The following is a 23,065-nucleotide window of genomic DNA, read 5'->3' as shown; positions in this document are numbered from 1 at the left end:
ATTGAGGCAACTATGGCTTACAGCACTTTTACACAAAAAAAGAACAACCAGCTCAAAGAACCGATGTTTCTTGGTCAACCTGTAAACGTGGCACGTTATGACCAACAAAAATATGAGATCTTCGAAAAATTAATCGAGAAACAGCTCTCTTTCTTCTGGCGTCCCGAAGAAGTCGATGTCTCGACAGATCGAATCAACTACAACAATCTGCCCGAGCATGAAAAGCATATTTTCATCTCTAATCTGAAATACCAGACGCTGCTCGATTCTATTCAGGGGCGCAGTCCAAACGTGGCACTGCTTCCTTTAGTGTCACTGCCTGAATTGGAGACATGGATTGAGACCTGGTCTTTCTCTGAAACCATTCACTCTCGGTCATACACACATATTATTCGTAATATCGTCAATGATCCTGCTACCGTTTTCGATGATATTGTTGAAAATGAACACATTATTAAACGGGCCGGTGATATTGCCCATTATTATGATGAATTGATCAAACTGACCAACGACTATCACCGTTATGGTGAAGGCAAGCATGAGATCAACCATCAGACTGTTGTTGTCAGCCTCCATGAGTTAAAGAAAAAGCTCTATTTGTGTCTGATGTCAGTCAACGCACTTGAAGCGATTCGTTTTTACGTCAGCTTTGCCTGCTCTTTTGCCTTTGCTGAGCGAGAGCTCATGGAAGGGAATGCCAAAATTATTAAGCTGATTGCTCGTGATGAAGCGCTGCACCTGACCGGCACACAACATATGTTGAATCTCCTGCGCAATGGTCAGGATGACTTTTCGTTCATTCAGATTGCAGAAGAGTGTAAGCAAGAATGTTTCGACTTGTTTAAGACTGCCGCTGAGCAAGAGAAAGAATGGGCGGAATATCTGTTCAAAGATGGCTCAATGATTGGTCTGAACAAAGATATCCTCTGTCAATATGTCGAGTATATAACCAATATTCGTATGCAAGCTGTCGGGCTGGACGTGGCTTATCCGGAAGCTGTCAATAACCCGATCCCTTGGATTAATGCTTGGTTATCTTCAGACAATGTTCAGGTTGCCCCTCAGGAAGCCGAAATCAGCTCATATCTGGTCGGCCAGATTGATAACCAAGTGAACCTTGATGACTTTGAAGGCTTTGAGCTGTAATAATGTCAACCATCAAAATCAATCAGACCCTTACCATTGAATCCAATGGCTCCGAGACATTACTCGAGGCCATGGAGAATGCAGGGCTGAATATTGAATATAATTGTAGAGACGGGCACTGTGGTGCCTGTCGATGTAAGCTATCTGCCGGGGAAGTTGAATATGTAGGGTTTGCGCTCGCATATACTCAGTCTGACGAGATCTTACCTTGTATTTGCCGGGCAAGTAGTCAATCGGTAGAACTTCAGGATGTTCATTACGAGCATAAAGTGAAGAGAGCCTAGCCGATTACCATCATTCATCTGATGTTTATCACACGGCTATGGCTAATTTTTAGTCGCTATAGCCGTGCCTCAGTCTTCCCTGCGTCAGCGAGCCGTTGTGCTTTTCCCAATAGCTGATCAGCAGTCAACATTGAAATTGCTTTATCAGCAATCTTACGTCCATCATCACCAAACAGTGAGATATAATAGCCCAAATCACCCATCAAATCGCTTTCTGTCGGTGTATCTAACCAAAGCGAAACCAGTCTGTCACTCATATCCTGATATGCTTCCCCCAAAACAACTTGTTGACTTGCAACTTTATACCAAACAAGAATCTTTGAATGACTTTGCATGATCAGCCTCCTGCCGTCTCCGTTTTACGAGATTTCAGTTTAGCGTGGATAGGACACTCTTGGGTATAACCATTTTTGAGGGAATAAGGAAACACTTAAGAAATCATCGGATTAAACATTAGACAATTTACGCATAAAGAATAATCAGATTTTCTTTGAAATTATAAGGTGGCAATTCAAAGTATTACCCCCTATCAAATGTGATGACTAATATGATTAGAGGGGGTATACACACCGGAGAAAAATGACACGCTTCAACCTAATGATTTGATTTATAAGGATGTTGCCGGAATATAAATCTGTTTTTCTGATAACGTTGATGAATACTTGCCAAAGACTGGTTTTGAAGATAAGTAACGCAATAACATATCTGCGGCAATCGTGCCGATCAAAATTTTTCGCTCATCGGCGCGATAATCTCGTTTGAATTTTAGCTGCTGTGCCCACTCCCCTTCAGAGGCCGATAACGCCAGTGTAAAACCATCCTCGCGAAACTCTCCTGTCACAAGCGCAATTTCCGTCTCACTTTTCTCTTTGGTCGCACTGGCGAGTGCCAATACGGCAGAAACCTGATCTTGAGCAGACATCTTCTCAGAGACTTGCGGACTCAACACCCAACTACTCCCACATTGTTCAAAGATCGTATCATCACTAAACAGCCAATCCACCAACCAGCCGCGTGTTGACTGTTCAGCAATCGCCAGCGTTTTCCCGCTGTCGTACATCACTTGTGAAAGCTGGGCAAGCATCGGCTGATCAATGCTGACGGTCCACTCGGACACATGGGTAAAAATTTCTTCCATTAAACGGTACATTTCATTGTCCTGCCCCGAAGGCCCGAACAATTTGACTTCAATAAAAGGAAGGTAAGCACGAAATCCCAGTAGATATTCATCTGGCAATTCAACCTGATGGAGTAAGTCTTCTAAAACAGACTCGGATGAACCCAGTGTGTATAAACGATGACAAACGAGATCAGAGGAATCAGAAAACTGTTGCTTTAAATCAGGCAACACTTGCTCACTGATCATTTTTTGAAACTCTGACGGGACACCCGGAGTGAAATAACAAAGGCAACCATGAATTTCCACTTTAAATCCACAAGCGGTGCCAATGGGGTTATCCAAAATCGTTGCATGTTCCGGCAACATCGCTTGCTTAATATTACTGTCAGACATGACCAAATTACGCTGAGCGAAACGAGCTTTCATTACGTCAAGCCAGTCTGGAAATAACACTAACTGCTGCTCAGCGGCTTCTGCTGCAACTTCAGCAGACAAATCGTCGCTGGTTGGTCCTAAACCACCATTGACGATCAAAATGTCTGAATTTAAAGCCAACATCAGTATTTCATCACGCAACATCTGACGGTTATCGCCAGCGGTTGAACGCTTCGTCAGTGGATAGCCTTGTTCAAAAAAGAGGCTGGACAACCATGTTGCATTCGTATCCTGAATATCACCATGGAGTACTTCTTCACCGGTACTAAGCATCGCAACTTTTAGCATAACTAAAACCTTTTATTCCATCCAAATCCCCTAGGTACGAAAGAGGTGCTTCCCTTATTCCCTAGCCCACAAACTTACTTCTTTACATCATACAATACACAATAGGAAAAAACTTTTTATTCTCTGCCCCATTTGCTTTGATTTCAAACTGATAGCCGTTCAACCACTCATTCTATCTCCCTCGCGCGAAAGATCCGATCTAATTAACAAAATTGTAAAACTTTCAGCTAACCACGTCGCCTCAGCCTAAGATAATAGTATCAGCCCGTAAACTTGGTAAGGAGAAACCGGATGAATCACCTATTTATTGTCAGCTTCATCGGTGATGCTGCACCAGCGGATATCCATCATCTCGCTGCAATTACCCATGAAAATGGAGGGCAATGGATAACAAGTAAAATCAACTACTTAGAAAACCGCGTCGCCGCATTGATCAAAATATCCGCTCCAGAAGAGACTGCTATGTATATCAAAGACGCTTTTCTGTCACAACCAAACTTGTCGACGATGATTACCGATTGCGAGCCGCACGATACTGAACGAAAAAAAGAATATAATTTGCGTATAGACGCGAATGATAGAGCAGGCATTGTGAATGAAATCACTCACCTACTTGATAGTCAGCGAATCAGAGTATTAGACATGAACTGCCAGCGTATATTTATTTCTGACAGTTGCGGTGTCAACTCCAGTTTATTTACGGCACATATCTCCCTTCGTTTACCCGAGACATTACTCATCGATGATGTTATTAGTGAGCTGGAATCACTGAGTGAAGATACCCAAGTTCTGATTGATAGTTCCTCAGTGCATTAATGTGTTGTAACGCTATAAACATATGAAAACACTTATCATTGTATTCCCAAAACAAAACCTAAGTCGCAAAAAACAATATTGTCAATTACATATTTCTATGATCTAATCAGCAAATTAACCGCTTATTATTGCGGACATAGTTGTATGGACCATTATAAAATATAATAGTGGGTAAGATTGTTGGAATAATAATACAAAAGTATCTATTGTGGGTGCTTCGAGGTAAACGTCATGTCAATGCTAAGAAATATGAAAGTCAGCCGAAAACTAGCCTGCCTGGTTTTAGTCGCTATTGTCGGTTTTGTTATATTACTCGTGATTGCCAATCAAACATTAGAAAGGAACTTACTCAATGAAAAAAAACAACGCCTTTCTGCTGTCATTGAGTCCGTCATTTCTCAAATAGCTTATCTTGATAAAACCCTTCCTAAAGAAGAAGCACAAAAACAAGCAAAAACATTACTGAACGCAACTCGCTTTGACGGGGATAATTATTTATTCACGTTAAATAAATCACGCTATATCATCTCCCACCCGATAAAACCAGAGTTGGATGGTAAGCAGATGGGACAAGCCAATAACCCAGAAGATAAACGCTGGTTCGACTTTGTCGAAGCGGGTCAGAAAAAAGGCGGTGATATGGTTCTTTACCGTTTTGAAGATCTCAATGGCAAGTTAACCGATAAGCTTTCCTATCTCAATAGTTATGAGCCTTGGGGTTGGATTATCGGCTCGGGAATGCTCGTTTCTGATATTGATCATGAAATGAATTCATTACTGATCAAAATGGGATTATCAACACTCCTTATTGTTGCTGGTATGGTTTTACTCGGTATCGTGATTTCTCGGGCCATTATCGTTCCGTTAGAGACAATTAAAAATACGATGTATCATATTGTTAATGGTGATATGACCGTTGAGATTCCCATCATTGGCAAAGATGAAATCGGTATTCTTGCCCAACGTATTAATGAGACCATCAGTTCGATTCGGACTGCCTTATATGAATCAGTCAAGTCAGCCAAACAGCTATCTGAAGCAGCGAATCGAATTGCCTCATCCGCTGAAGATACCAGTCAAGCCGTTAGCTCCCAGAAAGATCAATTGACCCAAATCGCAACAGCAATGAACGAGATGAGTGCAACCGTCGCAGATGTTGCCAACCACGCCGAATCAACCGCCAAGGACACCGCAGAAGCAAGTCAAGAAGCTGGAATGGGTGATCAGGACGTCTCATCGAGTGTTGAAAGTATCAAGTCCCTCTCTCAAGAACTGGAGGTGGCTTCTGATCGGGTCAATAAACTCAAAGAAGGCGTTATGGAAATCAGCGAAGTGACTTCTGTGATTAGCGGTATTTCCGAGCAAACGAACCTACTGGCATTGAATGCCGCGATAGAAGCAGCCCGAGCGGGAGAACAAGGACGTGGATTCGCAGTCGTTGCTGATGAAGTCCGTAATCTGGCCAGTCGTACCAATCAGTCTACAGAAGAAATTCAAAGCACCATTAATCGGCTGCAACAATTGGCGGTCAGTACTGCTGATGCCATGCAGAAGAGTCAAGAGCTGGCTTACAATAGTGTTCAGCGTGCAGAAGGTTCCGGTAGTGACTTAAAATTGATTGTCACGCATATTCAGCACATCAGTGATAAGTCAGCACAAATTGCAACGGCTGCTGAAGAACAAAGTGCTGTTGCAGAAGAGATGAACCGCAACATTTCTGGTATCAATGATTCGGCTCAGGAAATGTCAGAATCAGCAACAACGCTTGCCAAAGAAAGTGAGCGATTAGCCAATATGTCTCAGCAATTAGATGACAAACTGATGATGTTCAAACTGTAACCCCTTGCGATATGCCACAACAGGCAATCAAACCCAAAATCCCCCAATGATTGATATGCAACCATTGGGGGATTTTTTATGCCATCGAATATTTTATTCTTCTGGTTTATTTATTGCACTGACCACTGAGATAGTGAACGTTTAAAATCAGCGTAGTCAAATTCATTGAGTTTTTGAACTTCCCCATTGAGGCGTTCACAATAGACTGAAGGCATCCGCAACCCATTAAACCAGTTGAGCTTCACCATGGTATACCCGGCACTATCCATTAAATGGAGTTTCTGGCCAATCTCAAGCGGTTGATCGAATTTCGCGATACAAAATTGGTCGCCAGCCAAACATGAGCAAGACCCGATCACATATTCATGGTCGCCATTCGGGTTGCTCTCGTACACTGACGCAGGTTCATTGTAGATCAAGGTATCCAAGCGATGCGCTTCTGTTGCAGAGTCGACAATCGCTGTTTTAATCTCATTTTCAACAATATCTACCACGGACACGACCAGATCGGTTGTACGCGTGATAATCGCTTCTCCCGGCTCAAGATATAACTGGACACTGTGTTTCTCAGCAAATGCTTTTAAAGCCATTCCGAGTTTTTCAACATCATAGCCCGGCCAGGTAAAAAATACGCCGCCACCAAGGCTAACCCAATCGAGTTGATCCAGATGAGCACCGAACTGTGTTGAAATCGCATCTAAAAGACGGATGAATGCATCAACATCTTTATTCTCACAGTTCATGTGGAACATCACACCATCAATAGATTCAAACACGCTCGGATCAAGATGATCGGCCTGAACGCCTAACCGAGAGAACTGCCGAGCCGGATTCGCTAAATCCTGACCGGCATAACTCACACCGGGATTCAAACGCAGTCCTAACGATGCTTTTCCTTCAACCAGATGACGATACGCTGCTAATTGAGACTGCGAATTAAAAATCATTTTGTCGCAGATATCTGCGACTGCTTTGACATCATCTTCACTATAACCAACGCTATAAGCATGCGTCTCACCACCAAATGTTTCATGACCCAGCCTGACTTCATAAGGACCTGAGCTTGTCGTACCATCCAGATACGGTTTGATAATATCAAACACACCCCATGTGGAAAAACACTTGAGAGCAAGCACTAATTTCACACCGGAAATATCTTTAAGTTGTTTGGCAATTTCAAGATTGTGAATCAATTTAGATTCGTCAATCATAAAATAAGGTGTTTTTAATTCACTTTTTTGCATGACTCATTTACCGATTGATCATGTTTACCCTGCACATCTGTGGACGTTTATCTCTTATCATGGCTTCGTGGCATCAATAACACCACACAGCATTTCATTGAGACCCCATCCTGTGCGGGATAGGTTAAAAAACAGCCATAGCATCCCATGCTACGGCTGTTTCATATGTGTCATTATCGTCAGTTCGACGAACGACATATCAATTATTTCAGAATTTGGATGTCTGGCTGAGCAACATCGAGTTCCTGCATATCCCAATCCAAACCGATGCTTGGCATGGTTTCGAGGAACGGATCCGGATCCAACTGTTCCATATTGAAAACACCGGGCTCAGCCCATTGCTTACGGAAGAACTGAATCGCTGCTGTAATGGCAGGCACACCTGTCGTATAAGAAATCGCCTGATGCTCAACATCATGATAAGCGACTTCATGGTCCGCGATGTTATATAAGAAAACACTGCGCGCTTTCCCGTCTTTTTGCCCTTGAACCCAAGTCCCGATACAGGTTTTCCCGGTATACCCCGGAGCCAAAGAAGTCGGATCCGGTAATAATGCTTTGAGGACATGCAGAGGCTGAACTTCGCGGCCGTCAGGTAAAGTCACCGGATCAGGGCTTAATAAACCGATATCACGCATCACATTAAAGTAATTCAGATAACGATCACCAAATCCCATCCAAAATTCGATACGTTTTGCCGGAATGAATTCTTTCATGGAACGCACTTCATCGTGAGCCATTGAGTAAACTTTATGTTTACCGACTACCGGAAAATCGAACTCATGCATTCGCGTATGGCAACCGACCTGCTTCCACTCATTGTCATCCCAGTAAAATGAATCACCCTGAATTTCTAACATATTGGTTTCAGGATCAAAATTCGTCGCAAATTTCTTGCCGTGATCGCCTGCATTAACATCCATGACGTCAATACTATCAATGTCATCGAAAAGATGTTTCACGGCATAGGCTGCAAATATACTGACCACACCAGGGTCAAAACCAGCACCGAGAATACCGGTGATACCAGCTTCTTTGAACTTGTCACGGTATCCCCATTGCCAATCGTAGGCTTCTGGCACCTGCTGACCTTCAGAGCAGAGATCAACAGCAACCGACGTATCCAAATAGGACACTTTCGCCCGATAACAGGCTTCCATGATATGGATATTGACCCATGGAGGGCCAACATTGATCACTAAATCAGGCTGAACCTCATGAATCAACGCAACTAACGCGTCAATGTCGTCTGCGTTCACTTCACGAGCTTCTAACTTCTTTTGCGCGTTTTTCAGGTTTCCTTTACGACGTACCGACTCAATAATCTTTTCGCACTTTGCGATGGTCCGAGATGCAATCGTAATATCACCTAAAATATCGTTGTTCTGAGCTGCCTTATGCGCAACAACCCAACCAACACCTCCTGCTCCAATTTGTAAAATTGACATTGTCCTATTACCTTAATTATCCGACTAATTCATGAGTTAACTGTGTGATCTTCTCCATTAACGATTCGAAATCGTTGATGTCTAAACACGGGTTCAAAATGGTCAGTTTCAAAGCGGTTTGACCGTCCACTACCGTTTCACCAAGTACAGCGACACCGCGAGTTAACGCTTCAAGACGCACCTGCTGATTCAATGCATTGAGATCAGTGGCCGCAGGATGCACCGCACGGAATAAAACCGTAGATAATGATGGCTGAGATAGCAATTCACATCCCGGAGCATCATCAATCAATTGCGCGACTTGCTGTGTCTGCTGGATTAAATGGTCGTACATTTCTCCCAGCGCAACCGGTCCGACACTTTGCATAGTCATGTAGACTTTTAACGCATCAAAACGTCGAGTCGTTGACAATGATTTATCAACCAAATTCGGCAATGTGTCATGTTCTCTGTTCAGATAATCAGCATGGTGCAACAGATATTTAAAATCTGATTTATTATTGACTAAAAATGCACCACAACTAATTGTTTGATAAAATAATTTATGAAAATCAACCGTAATCGAACGGGCACGTTCAATACCATTTAAACGATCGGCATGACGACTCAGGATCAACGCACCGCCATAGGCACTATCAACGTGCATCCATAAGTCATGTTGCTCAGCGACATCTGCAATCATGCTTAAATCGTCAATGGCACCGTGATCCGTCGTTCCGGCCGTTCCAACCACTGCAAACGGAATCAAACCATCAGCCTTCGCTTGCTCAATTACACCCGCAAGTTTAGCAGCATCCATTGTCCCGTTTGGCAGAGAGTCAACCGTCAATACCGCTTTCTCACCCAATCCCATCCAAGAGGCTGCCTTTTGCACAGTGAAGTGCGCATTCGCAGAACAGACAATCCGTAATTTATCGGCATAATCAGGCAAACCCAGTTTCTGAATCGAGTGTCCGCTTAGCTTGTCCGCAATCCAATCACGTGCCAGTTGCAAGCCCATTTGATTACTTTGCGTACCACCACTGGTAAAGACACCGTCAGATGAATCGCCTAACCGGAACTTGGTACACAACCAATCTGTCACACACTGTTCAACATAAGTTGCCGCCGATGACTGATCCCAAGAGTCCATAGACTGATTCAATGCACCGATCATCGACTCTGCTGCAACAGAAGCTAACAACGGTGGTGTATGCAAATGTGCAATACAGTTCGGATGCTGAACAATGATTGAGTTAGCACCAACTCGTTTTGCTGTATCAGAAATCACATCCGTCAGCAGCGCATTTTTATGATCTAAGTCGACGGCATAAATCGCTTGCTCCAATTGAGCAGGATCCACACCAGAATAAGGTGCCTGAACCGCTTCAAAAATCGATTTCATTGCCGCTGTGGTATGATTCATGACCTTGGCAAATTGCTCACTTCCCTGAGCCCCAGTCTGAATAAAATGCTTTTTCCATTCAACCTGACTGGATGCTTCAGGTGACTTCTCACCACCACCGGCAACTAAGATCGCTTCTTCTAATACACGCAGTGCAAAATCAATTTGTTCGTAAGAAATAATAATCGGTGGCAAGAAACGGATCACCGCGCCTTCACGGCCGCCTTTTTCAACCATCAGGCCTCTTTCTAAAGCCGCACGTTGAATTCTGAGTGTCAGCTCACCATCGGCTTGTGGTTCACCGAATTTATTCAGGCCGCCTTGCGGATCCTTGATTTCGACGCCCAGCATCAATCCTTTACCACGAACATCTGCAATACAGTTCACACGGCTTTGAATTTTCTCCAGCCCCATCCGTAGATATTGGCCGGCAATATTGGCATGTTCGACTAAGTTATCTCGCTGAATAATTTCAAGCGCTTTCGCGCCGGAGACCATTGCCAACTGGTTACCACGGAATGTCCCGGTATGCTCACCGGCACGCCATGTGTCGACTTCTTTTTTAAAGACGAGCAGCGACATTGGCAAGCCACCGCCAATCGCTTTGGACAAACAGAGAATATCAGGAATAATACCGGCTTCTTCAAATGCAAAGTTGTAGCCGGTTTTACCGACACCACACTGCACTTCATCAAAAATCAGTAGGATACCGTGCTCATCACAAATACGACGAAGTTCACGAAGCCAGAATGCAGGCGCAGGAACGACACCCCCTTCCCCTTGAACGGGTTCGACAATGATTCCCGCCGGCTTCATGATGCCAGCTTCATCATCACCCAATAGACGCTCAATGTAACGAATACCGGCACGCGCACCCTCTTCGCCACCAAGACCAAACGGACAGCGGATGTGATAAGGAAACGGCATGAAATGGACATCAGACATCAAACCAGTCCGACGGGCTTTGGTATTCAAATTACCCATCATCCCCATCGTCCCGTTGGTCATACCATGGTACGCACCACGGAACGCAAACATGGTATTACGGCCTGTCGTTTGTTTGGCGAGCTTAATCGCAGCTTCTACGGCATCGGCACCGGAAGGGCCACAGAACTGAATCGCACAGTTTGCGCCAAGCTCTTCAGGGAGAAATGCCCGAACCTGCTTAATGAAATGATCTTTCGCTGGTGTGGTCATATCCAGCGTTTGATAAGGCAATCCGGTATCTAACTGCTCTTTTAATGCCTGATTGATTTCCGGATGATTATATCCAAGCACCAAAGTTCCGGCACCGGCAAGACAGTCGAGAAAAACCTGACCGCGCGTATCTTCAACCAGAAGACCATAAGCTTGTTTGATCGCAATGGGCAAACGCCGGGGATAGGAACGAACTTCAGATTCGTACTTCTCTTGATCTAAGAGGACCTGATCCGGTGTTAAATCATAAACGCCTTTTACGTCAGGTACTTGTGATGAAAAAATAGGTGAAATATTTTGATTGACTTCAAAGGCAGTACTCATCTGCGCCTCCTCAGGAAAAACGCCCATCGTTAAGGAATAAAAATATCAATAATAAGGATGGGTAATAGCAACCGGCCTCCTACATCATCTGGACAATTGGATATATACGACAGACGTGTTTAGAGACACAATAAATAAAGTGGAAAATCAGCGATTGCTGGGTATCAAGGTTCAGTAATGCTACTGTCCTGCTGGACAGGGCACTGAGGAAGAACAAAGCTGATTAATGAAGATAATATATATGGTTTCAATGTTGGGTTTCCCATTTTGATGCCGCTCCCACGACTAGAGTATCCCGTCTATCAACAAAAGGACTTGCTGATACCTACCCTACGTAATGACACAATCAGCCTGAATGTTCACTACGCGTATCCCCCAGAAAGTGCTATTCACTCCGAGATTGTCGCGAAATCTAACATAAATCGGACACGACTTGCAATTATTTTCTCTGAACAACTTCCCCAAAAAATACGAGGGCAAAGCCCTCGTATTTCATGATGATTCTTCACTTAATGTTCATCCGAAACGATGACTTTTTCAGTGTTCTTCTCTGGCAAGGCAAGCCGCAATAAAATATATCCGAGGATTGCAGCAACCGTTGACCCGAGTAAGATCCCTAACCTTGCATAAGTATCTAGTGATTCTGCAATTTCACCGAATGCCAGCGAAGAGATGAAGATCGACATGGTAAAACCGATACCACACAGCACAGACACTGCAAATATCTGTTTGAGTTGCACCCCGCGCGGCAGTTTGGCAACCCCCAATTTCAGCGCGCCATAACAGAAGCTAAACACGCCGAGCGGTTTACCGAGCAAGAGCCCTAGCGCAACGCCAACAGGCACAGGATTAGTCAATACTTCTTTGGAAATCGCATCCATCGGAATCCCTGCATTGGCAAACGCAAAGATAGGTAAAATAATGAAGGACACATATGGATGTAGCCAGTGCTCCAGTTGCTTTAACGGAGAGGAATGCGCATCTTTTCCTTTGAGCGGGATCGAGAAACCAAGCACAACACCAGCCAAAGTCGCATGAACACCTGACTTCAACACCGCAACCCAGAGAATTGCCCCGATGATCAGATAAGGAGCCAGATGGGTCACACGTTTATAGCTCATCAGAATCAGAATAGCCGTCATTGCCAAACCAACAGACAGTGCCAGCGCTGAAAGATCACTATTATAAAACAGTGCAATAATCACAATGACGCCTAAATCATCAATGATTGCCAGCGCTAACAGAAACACTTTTAAGCTGGCTGGTACCCGGTTGCCCAATAACGCCATAATACCCAAAGCAAATGCAATATCCGTCGCGGCGGGAATCGCCCAACCTTGAATCGCCAAGGCATCACCTTGGTTGAAAAATGCGTAAATTAAGGCAGGCGCAAGCATTCCGCCCACAGCACCAATCGCAGGAAACATCGCTGTTTCTTTTTTCTTCAATGCGCCGACAAACAGTTCGCGTTTAACTTCCAGTCCAATTAGCAGGAAAAACACCGCCATGAGTCCATCATTTATCCAGTGACGCAGTGATAGACCAACTAACTTAATATGTAAAACTTCCTCGTATAATCCTTGTAGCGACGAATTAGCAACCCACATTGCTAAGATAGAGGCGAATATCAGCATCACCCCACTGCTTGATTCCATGCTGAAGAATTTCCGGATCATTTGCGTCATTCGAAGGCTCCTGATTCAAACCATTTTTTGAAACATACATATAACGATTTTAACAATCAATTTGAATATATAAAAATCGATTCTAATGATAGTTTACTTCGGAAAAACCGAATAAAAACCGAAAAGAAGAAGATGATTACTTAAAGATTATAGAGAATCTCTGAAAGATTGAATCGGAGAACGCAAAGTTAATTTGACCACGGGGATAGCCCCGGCCATAACCAGTGCTGCAATCGACCACAGTGCCGTGGATAAATAACCGGAATACGTGAAATAGAGTTGTACAGACCAACCAAACGTCTGCCGAATGACCATATCCATCACCAACACGGACAAACTAATACCGAGTGGAATGGCAATCAACAGGGAAATAATGCCGAAAGTCGACAGTTGTAAACTCCCAATCATTATCAGCTCTTTACCGGAGACACCAAGATAACGCATCAATGTCAGATGCTTTCTTCTCGCCAGCTCACCGGAGAACGTGGCGAAGAAAATGCCGATCACAGCAATCAGCAAGGTAATTTTACTGAGCTTATCGGCAATGGAGAAAGTTCGGTCAAACGTACGCATGACGGCCTGATGAACGGTTCGATGATTAAAGACCCGCTCACTATCCAGATAAAACGTGTTCAGCAGTCGCTGCTTAAGACGATTCTCAGCATCAAGATCCGACGTTTTCGTCAAGACATTGAGGATAATATCCCCATGTGCGGCAAAGATTTTCTGCCAGGCAAATTCAGAAATAAGAACCTGATAGAAAGGATTACCATAGTCATAATAGATCCCTGCGACATACCAGCCTTTTCCCATTGGGGGCGGCAGTGATACTTGATCTCCGGGTTGAATATTCAGTTTCAACGCCATCGACTCACTAATCAATACACTCTTGCTTCGGTGCAAATACTCCCAGAAATCCGGTACCGCAACTTTCATCGTCGTGGCTCCCAGCTCAATATCCGTTACACCAGTACTCACCACTTGAATGAGACCTTGTTCTGACGGAATATCACGTTCCCAGCGTTTCCAGACAAAGTCCACCTCATCCTGCTGTCGTAACCAGCGCGTCATATCATCCTGAGACGATGGCGACGCGTAAATATACAAATCAGCAGCCAATTTTTCATTCAGCCAGTGTTCCATCGTGCCCCGGAAACTCCCGACTAAAGTTTCAATCCCGATATTGGCAGTTAACGCAATTAAGAATGCCATCGTCGCAATACCGCGATATCCCATGCTTGCGGCCGCATCAGCAAAAAACCAACGTCGTTTGACATCTTTGAGACGATAAGAAAGCCAGTCACACACTTTCCAGAACAGAAATGGCGTCATTAAGCCGACACTCATTAAAATCAATGCCGGTACCACAAACCCAACCCACGGCTGTTGTACAAACAGATAGAGCAGTATTGCGGTGCCAAATAATAAAACGGCAGCAATGGCCTGACAGGCAAACTCGATGCCGGCAAAACGCACCAGGGAGACTTTTGCTGTTAAACGGATGGAAGGCGATTTCAATAGCCGAATCAATGGCCATAAGCATGCCGACAAAGCGCCAAGCGTTGCCATAACGAAACTATATAAACCCCAATGCCAGTTCCAGTCGATGAAGAAACTTTCCGGTTCGCTCATCACGGTTGAATAGACGGATGGAATCAAACGATCTGCCAGCACTAATCCCAGAAAGTTACCAGAAACCCATGAGATCAGAATCAACAGACTGAGTTCGATCATTAATGCTTTCGTCAGTTCGAGCCCCGAGACACCAGCCTGACGCATCATACCCACCAGCGGTTGACGCTGAATAAAAGAAAGCGATATCGCCTGATAGAAAATAAAAAGTCCGACTAAAAATGCCAGCCCGCCAATGACATCCAAGTTCAGCAAAAAGGCTTTGGTCAGCGAGCCAATATCAGAACGGTACTGCCGATTAATCGACAACGTCGGTGGCAGCACCTGCTTTAATCGCTGTAACGTCTCATTCGGCATTTCCCGGCAGGCAATCACCGATAGAAAATTGGTCCCCGTCAAAGCACGGACCAATGACAGGTTGGTCATCACACGACGTCCATAAACCCAATCATGTTGATCGACAATCACCGGGCCGATATGACCTCCGGACGACAATGTAATCCAGTCGCCATTTTTAAGCCGTTCATGCTTGGCAAACTGACGACTGATGATCACCGAATGTGGTGCAATCAATAATGGCAGAAGCGGTTGTTGCCAGAGCGACTGCTTTGAGGAGACAACATTCGCCATACTGACGGGGTCGATCCCAATCACAGTCATTGTTTCGCCGTGCTGTGTTTCAGCTTTAAACCGGCTGAAAGGGACGCACTGGTGAAAACCGGCCTGCTGTAGGTGTTGATAAACTTGATATGGAATCTGATTTTCGAGGGAACGAGGACGAATGTGATACGGCAGTGGATTCGCAAACAGCTTTTCACCATGCGCATAACTTTTACGGGCATGTTCTGTAATCGCGGTCACACCGATCAGAATAGAGACGCCTAATGTCAGGCCCAACCAAACCAGTAAAATCTGTAATGGTGACCGACGATAGTGACCCAGCAGTGCTTTAACTACGGGACACAACATGCAACTGCCCTCCCTGTAGACGAACACACCGCTCCATATGACTCGCCACCTTTTCACTGTGGGTGACAAGCAACAATGTATATTCAAGTCTACGGGATAAAGATGTCAGTAACCGAAGGACCGCTTCTGCATTCTTTTCATCCAGACTTCCGGTGGGTTCATCAGCCAGCAACAGTTTCGGTTCCATATATAGCGCTCTGGCAATCGCAGCACGTTGCTGCTGACCACCGGACACTTCTTCCGGATAACGCCCGAGCAAAGGCATTAAATCAAGGGCGGATAAAATCTGACGCCACAGGCCTTGATCTTCGGGTAGCCGGCGCAATTGACGACAAAAACGAATATTATCGGCAATATTCAGTGTCGGAAGTAAATTAAACTGTTGGAAAACGTGACCGATATGATGGCGTCGATAAGCCGCACGATGGTGTTCCGAAGCGCTATGCATAGGGAAATTAGGAAACCAAATGTCTCCAGAGTCCACTTTGTCAATTCCTGCGATCAGGTTCAAAAGTGTACTCTTACCAGAGCCGCTTTCTCCCATCAATGCGACCTGCTCACCCGATGTCAGTTTCAGCTCTGCGCCTTGTAAAATAGGGTGAAATTCCTCCCCATCTAAATAGCCTTTACACAGGTCTGTCAGTTCTAACATCTTTGGATCCACCCTCACACATCTCGGTGTGTGAATCTACACTAAAAACCATAATGGAGAAAGTAGTTTGCGGTGTTAATTACACATCTGTTTCTATTAGGTTTCTCATCCATTTCTTACTCCGTATCCGTGGAATCGAGCCAATCCACTTAACACATTCCTCCGTCAGGAACGCGAAATAGACCCACTCCGGAGGCGCATGAAACACAACCGCCACGATGGCTGTCACCGGAATGCCAATCACCCACTGAGCACATACATCCTGATACAAACAGAATTTCACATCGCCACCAGCACGCAATACACCAACAATCGCAGACATCGGAAAAGAACGTAACACAATACCAATACTCAGAATTGTGATGAACTTTTCAGCCAACGCACGCGTTTCGGGCGTTAAAGCAGAAAAGGCATTAAGCACAGGCGTTTGCAGAAAATACAACAAGATAGCGATAACAATACTGGCAAAGACACACAGCATCGTCAATGCAATGGCCTGATCATAGGTTTTTTCATATTCTTTGGCACCCAATTGATTGCCGACCAGCACCGCTGCAGCACTGGAAATGCCGATCATAAAACTGAGCGAAATTGATTCAACCGGTGTCATCACCGATAGCGCAGCCAAGCCTTGCACCCCACTCATCCCCATGATGGCATGATAAGCAAACAAGCCGCCAGACCAGATCAAGAAGTTAAATGTCGTCGGCAATGAGAGCTGTAAAAAGCGCTTCACCTTCGGCACATTCATTGTTGCCACCAAATCAGGCCAGCGGAACGCCAATAAATGTTGTTTTCGATACAGATACCCATACAAGGTCACAATCTCGATCACACCACTGAGCACTGTTGCAATGGCAGCGCCTGCGATCCCCATCGCGGGTAACCCGAAATGACCGAAAATCAAAACCCAGTTCAACACCACATTCGAGCCAATCCCGATCGCACTAAAAAAGGTGCTCACCGCGGGCTTATGCATCGCACGCAAGCCGACCGCCATACTGCTGACCAGCGCCACCGCATACATACTGACCGACGTAATCTGGAGATATTCACTCCCCAAACGAATCACATCGGGCGAATCTGTCGCCAACGACATCACCGATTCGGAACAAAACATAAACAGTAATACGGTGAGAGTGGCAAAAAACATCGACACTAAACAGGTCAATGCGGTGCTTTCCCGGACACCCTGCCGATTCGCGGCCCCCCAATATTGAGCGGTAAGCAACGCCCCGCCGGTTGTCACACCCACCAGCATAATGGTCGAAACAAATGTCGCTCTGGCAGCAACGCCCACTGCGGCAATTTCCGCCTCACCGAGCTGCCCCAGCATGATGACATCGACCAGCCCCCGACTAGAGAACAAAATATTCTGCACCGCAATCGGGATAGCAATCGCAATCAACTGACGTACAAAACTGCCCCTGATCGAGGAAAAAATCGTGATAATCTTAGACAAAAACTTATAACTCCGGTGACAGGAACGAACCATCTGAGCCCGTCATGACTCAGGAAAATATAGATACTGAAAATATAGGAACCAAAAGACTGAAAAACCGCGTGAGTATAACACGGGCCAGTGACACCCTAAAAGGTATTCTGTATGCTAATCGCTATTCATATCAGTAGACTGAATCACTGTATTGGCATCACCCACGACTTATGGATTATTTATGAAAAATGTACTCGTCCTCGGCGCATCCGGTTACATCGGTTCACAACTTGTCCCCCAACTGCTGGCACAAGGTTACACCGTCACAGCTGCAACGCGTCATGTTGAGTCATTAAAAGCTCGTCTGGCGCCTCACCCTAACCTTGAGCTCGCGTACCTTGATTTAGCCGATGCCGCTGCGACACAAGCATTGATTCCTCATTTTGAACTGGTCTACTTCCTCGTGCATGGCATGGCTTACGGCGGTGACTTTTTTGACTACGAGTTACAGTTGGCAGAAAATTTCCGACAGGCAGCAGAACACAGTCACATTCAGCACATTATTTATCTCAGTGCCATTCAGCCGGATTCCGGCCACTCTGAGCACCTCAAAGCCAGAAAAATGACCGGAGAATGTCTGCGTCAGCTTTCAATCCCGATCACTGAACTTCGGGCAGGCGTGGTGATTGGTCCGGGATCCGCTGCTTTTGAAATTATGCGTGATTTTGTCTACAACTTACCGATCCTGATTACGCCCAAATGGGTTGATTCAAAAGCCAACCCTATCGCACTGGAAAATCTCAATTATTACTTATTACGCTTTGCAGAATCCTCCCCTACCGGACATCAGCTATTTGAGATCGGTGGCCCCGAGGTGCTCAGTTATCGCGAGCAGTTCAAAACAATTTGCCAGATGGCCAACCAGCCTTTCCGTCTCTGGTCAACACGTTTATTGACACCCCAAATTGCTTCCTACTGGCTCGGAATGATTACCTCGGTGCCGAGTAGTATCGGCAAAGCGTTGCTGGCAGGCCTGACTCATGACTATGTGGCTGATAATCGGGCAATCACCCAGCTTTACCCACAAAAGTTACTCAACTACAGTGACGCAGTACAACAGACCATTGCCCGCGAAGGACGGTTTGTCCGGAGCCAGGTCTGGGGATTCGACCCACACGCACTCAATCGCTGGCAACCCGGTTATGGCTATTATCCCAAACAGGCTGGCGCAACGTTTCAGACCACCGCGACAACCGAACAACTCTGGGCGGTGATTGAGCGGATTGGTCAACGACCAGAGGGATATTTTTTCGCCAACAGCTTATGGCGTACACGGGAATGGTTAGACTTCTTTTTCGGCGGCGGCAAACCCGTCAGAAGAAAACCGCAAGGCGACCATCTCAAGGTCGGTGATTATATCGATTCATGGAAAGTGATTCGCTGCGAGCCGGGCAAGTTTCTCTCCCTGCTATTTGGCATGAAAGCACCGGGACTGGGCCGGCTGGAATGCTCCATCACCGATGACGGCACCCACCGCACCTTAGACATCCGTGCGTGGTGGCATCCACAAGGATTTTATGGCCTGCTCTATTGGTTCGTGATGATGCCGGCGCACTTATTTATTTTTAAAGGCATGGTAAAACGAATTTGCCGAAAGGCGGAGCAAAAAACCATACCGAACGACTCATAATCGATTGGTCATGTGTTCAAGTCACATAGGGGCCACCAAATTCCGATAAGGCGTATGAAGAAATTCATGCGCCTTTATCTTTTCTAGTCCGGTCTATATCCGGTCCCTTTTCTCTAAACAATCACTACTTCCGGTAAGCGTCCATTAGCACCACTGAAACTCTCCACGTAGTCACCACAGAGTCACACTTCCCCTGTCAGAGTGATATCTACCATCAGAACCTTCTCTCGTCTGTACAACACGAATCAGAGCAGATACATACCACTCAACACCAGAACCGAACCCCAGAAAAACTTCGCGCTGGAACCAACAAAAATATAACCAACATTCTGTCCCATTAGGTCCAGTTATTAATATAAATATAATTTAGATACCTGAATGGGGTTCTAGCTGAGATTACGCAGGAGACTCAGCACCGAAGATTAGGACAAGATGAATGTTGAATCATGATGACCGATTACCCTCAGTGGTAATCGGTCTGTCTTTCTCTAATGTAATTTCGGGTAGTAATCAGCAACACTCAACCACGGCCCCAGAAACAGCGGCTAATCACAGGACTGGTATTCATACTCAGAACGGAATTACCAACGGCACACGGGATTACAGCGCGAATCTGGTATGAGTTAGGGCTAAGAGTTGGGTTAGTGGAATCAGATGGAACTACCGTCGACGACGACGGCAAACTGGACGGAAAACCTAAATAGGAAATTTACATTAGGGTTCGTGTCCAGCTCGGTATCTAGCCAAAATTACAGCTAAAGACCGGATAGAGACCGGACCGACGACGCCGTCGCCAAAGTTACTGGAACTACATCATGCTGGAAGTCAGGCAGAGTAAGACTTAGAGCGAGATTACAGGGCCAGTCTGGTGTGACCGACCCAGCGATCTAGGATTTTAGATTGGTAGGTTAATTACCCGTTACGCTTGAAATTCTTGTGCATATATCACTACTCGCTCAGTCGAAGCTTCCATTAGCGCACCAGAATATAGTTCATGAAGCTCATCTTGGGTCATGTAATCTGAACCAATCTTTCCTTTATTGAACAGAAATTCAAAGGCTTCATTGGAAAGTGCAACATCACGCATATTTTTATACTCAAGCAACTTTCCTCCTCTAGGCCCTGTACTGGAACATTCTTCAATTTTGCATATTGGAATATGCTCTCCCTTAGATAAAAATTTTTGGTCCGCTCTCTGAAGTTTATCTGTCGGCCTTAAAAATGCTGAGCAGCAAGGAAATCTATAGTTATTGGCGTTTGATTTAGATTCACAGACTTTTTTGCTACACATGAAGTTTTTCATTTTTTCAATTTGATCGAGCATTCTCTGATCGGAAAGGTATATTTTCTTGTCTTCCCATATTTTGTACTGAACAGCGACAATACTTACTTTGTCTTCTAATGGGGCATGTCTTTCATATATGATATCAGACCCAGTAATGTGCTCAGGGTTATCAGGATGTAATACACGAACACGAAGAATATTTGAATTAGGAAGTTCGAAATCTCTATAGCCTTGCCCTGACTCTAATGATTTTAATTCCCGCTGAACATTATATGCATCTCTGAAAATTAGTTGATTTTCGGAGTGAGATTTAGGCTCAAGCTCTTTTCTAGCTTTGTTTAACATTGCCAATCGTCGTTGCAGTTGATCTACTTTCTGTTTTTTATCTTTTTCCTGTTTGGCTATTTCTAGCAATTCCTCATGCTCTTCAATATCAGCTATAACTAGTTCAAGAGGCGTGACTGGTGAATGAGCTTTGATAGACTTTAGCCTAGCTTTTTGTCTGTACTCTTTAGTGATATCACTCTCACGCTCACTTTTCAGCAAACTTACTTCAGGACCTAACAATTCTGGATATAGTTCGCCACCTAAATCTAGCGCTGCATCATATGTGGATTTTTCCATATCACCATGTGATGCAATCTTAGTCATTCCCCTAAAAGCGTTGAGCGCGAGCCATTCGGCATCTAATTTTTTACTATCATCCATATGTCGACTCATTCTTCCAATTTCTAATACATGCTCAAGAATAATAATTTTATCCAACTTTACCACCTATGTTGCATAAAAATGGTGAGTAAAGACAAACATTCGACTAAGTTATTTTGAAATAAAGGTGTATTTCACGAACGTTTTTCAAAATATTATCTGTTTAGAACGCTAAAAAACATCCGAATCATCCATGAAATCAAAAACATATTAACTCTATGATACTGATAATCTTGGAGTTCAATATGATTAAGCTAACTAATCTTCAACAAATCTCAACCCTGCCAATCACCACCACCTTACAAGAACAAGTCAAGGCCATACTCACCGAACCATTTCACGATGAAGCAGAAACCCAGCAGACATGGGATGAACTGCAATGTGAGCTCTGGTTCCTAACCTCAATTTCTGAACTCTCTGCCGTCGTCGTCGACGATATCGAAATGCTAAAACGAGCACTGACCTACACCGAATTCGAAGACGAGCTGGACTATGGAGCAGTGCTGACCCTGAGCATTGTCGAGGACTCTGGTAAGGGTATCTACATACTGCTACCTAAGACGCTACTCACTGAATTACGCCAATACTTCTCCATAGAGAATGACTAAGGAGGCAGTGATGCAATCCCGAAAATTCAAATTCAATAAACGCCAACTAGACTCACTACCACCGACGCTGAATACAAGCAAAAGTAAGGAAACAGAATACACAGACGAACTCTGTTCTGGCCTCAAGATGATCGTTAACCGCCAAGGTCGGAAGCGTTTCTTGTTCAGGTACACACTCCACGGAACCAAGAAATCTATCCAGCTAGGTGAGTATCCTGCACTAGATATCGCAACTGCTCGCCAGATTGCCAATGATCATAAACGGGAAATTGCTCTCGGTAATGACCCTAAGGCCATTCGAGATGAGAAGCGCAATGTCCTTAGTTCTCTGAGCTGCACTACTTACCGTATGCAATGATGAACAAGCTCACCGCCAAAAGTGATGCGGGTAGTCTCAAGCTCCACTTCTATCCGAAATGGGGAAAGAAACCTCTTACTGATATCGGTCAGCAGGACATTCAGAAATTGTTGGACGGGTTACTAGAAGGTAGGAAGCCTGCAACGGTTAACCGTCTACGCTCCTTAATTCTTCGCATGTTCAGACTCGCAATGGAATGGGGTTATGTCGATTCTAATCCCGGCCAGTACATCAGGAAGCTTAAGGAAAACAACGTCCGTCAACGTTTCCTGTCACGGGCTGAGGTTTCAGCCTTCATCAAGGCGTGTAACGAAGAGCCGAATCGCACTCAATCTAACGCATTAAAGTTCGCCCTGCTTACTGGGATGCGCATAGGTGAAATTACCAGTTCGAAATGGGAATGCCTTACCGTCGACGACGACGGCAATTGGAGCCTATTTCTACCCCACACAAAGTCCGACCTTTCGAGGAAAAGGTCCTACTCAACCATTTAGCTAAGGAAGTCATCCATGATCAAC

The 23,065-nt window shown here is 44.9% G+C and carries 16 protein-coding genes and 1 pseudogene; 7 read left to right on the top strand and 10 right to left on the bottom strand.

Features of this window, described 5'->3' with window-relative positions:
- Positions 1–12: 12 nt before the first annotated feature.
- Positions 13–1,146, top strand: a complete 1,134-nt coding sequence (nrdB, locus tag BSQ33_RS00530; protein WP_021020379.1) for a class Ia ribonucleoside-diphosphate reductase subunit beta — start codon at positions 13–15, stop codon at positions 1,144–1,146.
- 2 nt (positions 1,147–1,148) lie between these two features.
- Positions 1,149–1,430, top strand: coding sequence for a class I ribonucleotide reductase maintenance protein YfaE (gene yfaE / locus BSQ33_RS00525; protein ID WP_088132888.1), 282 nt, complete (start codon positions 1,149–1,151; stop codon positions 1,428–1,430).
- A gap of 56 nt (positions 1,431–1,486) precedes the next feature.
- Here the strand turns inward: yfaE and BSQ33_RS00520 are convergent, their stop codons facing one another.
- Together BSQ33_RS00520 and BSQ33_RS00515 are read right to left on the bottom strand one after the other, a co-directional pair.
- Positions 1,487–1,765 carry a hypothetical protein gene (locus BSQ33_RS00520; RefSeq protein ID WP_021020381.1) on the bottom strand — a complete coding sequence of 93 codons (279 nt, stop codon included), beginning with the start codon at positions 1,763–1,765 and terminating at the stop codon, positions 1,487–1,489.
- Positions 1,766–2,037: 272 nt separating this feature from the next.
- Complete coding sequence (locus BSQ33_RS00515; protein ID WP_088132887.1) at positions 2,038–3,273, bottom strand: CinA family nicotinamide mononucleotide deamidase-related protein; 1,236 nt, start codon at positions 3,271–3,273, stop codon at positions 2,038–2,040.
- A gap of 291 nt (positions 3,274–3,564) precedes the next feature.
- On the opposite strand from BSQ33_RS00515, the gene BSQ33_RS00510 reads away from it, so the two are divergent.
- Positions 3,565–4,089: a glycine cleavage system protein R gene (locus BSQ33_RS00510; RefSeq protein WP_021020383.1), complete on the top strand. Its 525-nt coding sequence runs from the start codon at positions 3,565–3,567 to the stop codon at positions 4,087–4,089.
- A gap of 231 nt (positions 4,090–4,320) precedes the next feature.
- Positions 4,321–5,928, top strand: a complete 1,608-nt coding sequence (locus BSQ33_RS00505) for a methyl-accepting chemotaxis protein (RefSeq protein ID WP_021020384.1) — start codon at positions 4,321–4,323, stop codon at positions 5,926–5,928.
- A 110-nt stretch (positions 5,929–6,038) separates the two neighbouring features.
- Here BSQ33_RS00505 and nspC read toward each other — a convergent pair whose 3' ends face one another.
- From nspC to BSQ33_RS00465, 7 genes are all read right to left on the bottom strand, one after another.
- A complete protein-coding gene (gene nspC / locus BSQ33_RS00500; protein WP_088132885.1) occupies positions 6,039–7,172 on the bottom strand; it encodes a carboxynorspermidine decarboxylase in 1,134 nt (377 codons plus the stop codon).
- A gap of 203 nt (positions 7,173–7,375) precedes the next feature.
- Positions 7,376–8,620, bottom strand: a complete 1,245-nt coding sequence (locus BSQ33_RS00495; RefSeq protein WP_088132883.1) for a carboxynorspermidine synthase — start codon at positions 8,618–8,620, stop codon at positions 7,376–7,378.
- Positions 8,621–8,636: 16 nt separating this feature from the next.
- Positions 8,637–11,525: a pyridoxal phosphate-dependent class III aminotransferase gene (locus BSQ33_RS00490; protein ID WP_088132882.1), complete on the bottom strand. Its 2,889-nt coding sequence runs from the start codon at positions 11,523–11,525 to the stop codon at positions 8,637–8,639.
- Positions 11,526–12,034: 509 nt separating this feature from the next.
- Positions 12,035–13,210 (bottom strand): Na+/H+ antiporter NhaA, encoded by a 1,176-nt coding sequence (gene nhaA / locus BSQ33_RS00480; protein ID WP_021020388.1) that lies wholly within the window; start codon positions 13,208–13,210, stop codon positions 12,035–12,037.
- A gap of 147 nt (positions 13,211–13,357) precedes the next feature.
- Positions 13,358–15,811, bottom strand: coding sequence for an ABC transporter permease (locus BSQ33_RS00475; protein WP_088132880.1), 2,454 nt, complete (start codon positions 15,809–15,811; stop codon positions 13,358–13,360).
- Positions 15,792–16,463 (bottom strand): ABC transporter ATP-binding protein, encoded by a 672-nt coding sequence (locus tag BSQ33_RS00470; protein ID WP_021020390.1) that lies wholly within the window; start codon positions 16,461–16,463, stop codon positions 15,792–15,794. Before BSQ33_RS00470 ends, BSQ33_RS00475 begins: the two co-directional genes overlap by 20 nt.
- 79 nt (positions 16,464–16,542) lie before the next feature.
- Complete coding sequence (locus BSQ33_RS00465) at positions 16,543–17,895, bottom strand: MATE family efflux transporter (protein ID WP_420070638.1); 1,353 nt, start codon at positions 17,893–17,895, stop codon at positions 16,543–16,545.
- Positions 17,896–18,139: 244 nt separating this feature from the next.
- Between BSQ33_RS00465 and BSQ33_RS00460 the strand changes: the two genes are divergently transcribed.
- Positions 18,140–19,588 carry a DUF2867 domain-containing protein gene (locus BSQ33_RS00460; RefSeq protein WP_088132879.1) on the top strand — a complete coding sequence of 483 codons (1,449 nt, stop codon included), beginning with the start codon at positions 18,140–18,142 and terminating at the stop codon, positions 19,586–19,588.
- Between the two features lie 919 nt (positions 19,589–20,507).
- Here the strand turns inward: BSQ33_RS00460 and BSQ33_RS00455 are convergent.
- The gene (locus BSQ33_RS00455; RefSeq protein ID WP_198298122.1) at positions 20,508–21,638 is read right to left on the bottom strand and encodes a hypothetical protein; all 1,131 of its coding nucleotides are present in this window, start codon (positions 21,636–21,638) and stop codon (positions 20,508–20,510) included.
- A gap of 188 nt (positions 21,639–21,826) precedes the next feature.
- On the opposite strand from BSQ33_RS00455, the gene BSQ33_RS00450 reads away from it, so the two are divergent.
- Both BSQ33_RS00450 and BSQ33_RS00445 read left to right on the top strand, forming a co-directional pair.
- Positions 21,827–22,189, top strand: coding sequence for a hypothetical protein (locus BSQ33_RS00450; protein ID WP_198298121.1), 363 nt, complete (start codon positions 21,827–21,829; stop codon positions 22,187–22,189).
- Positions 22,190–22,199: 10 nt separating this feature from the next.
- Positions 22,200–23,064: pseudogene (locus BSQ33_RS00445) on the top strand (tyrosine-type recombinase/integrase); the annotation flags it as partial.
- Position 23,065 lies beyond the last annotated feature (1 nt).

The sequence above is a fragment of the Vibrio gazogenes genome (genome assembly GCF_002196515.1).
Lineage (GTDB): Bacteria > Pseudomonadota > Gammaproteobacteria > Enterobacterales > Vibrionaceae > Vibrio > Vibrio gazogenes_A.
The sequence above is the reverse complement of the archived record's forward strand: the minus strand, read 5'-3'. Positions and strand labels throughout refer to the sequence as shown.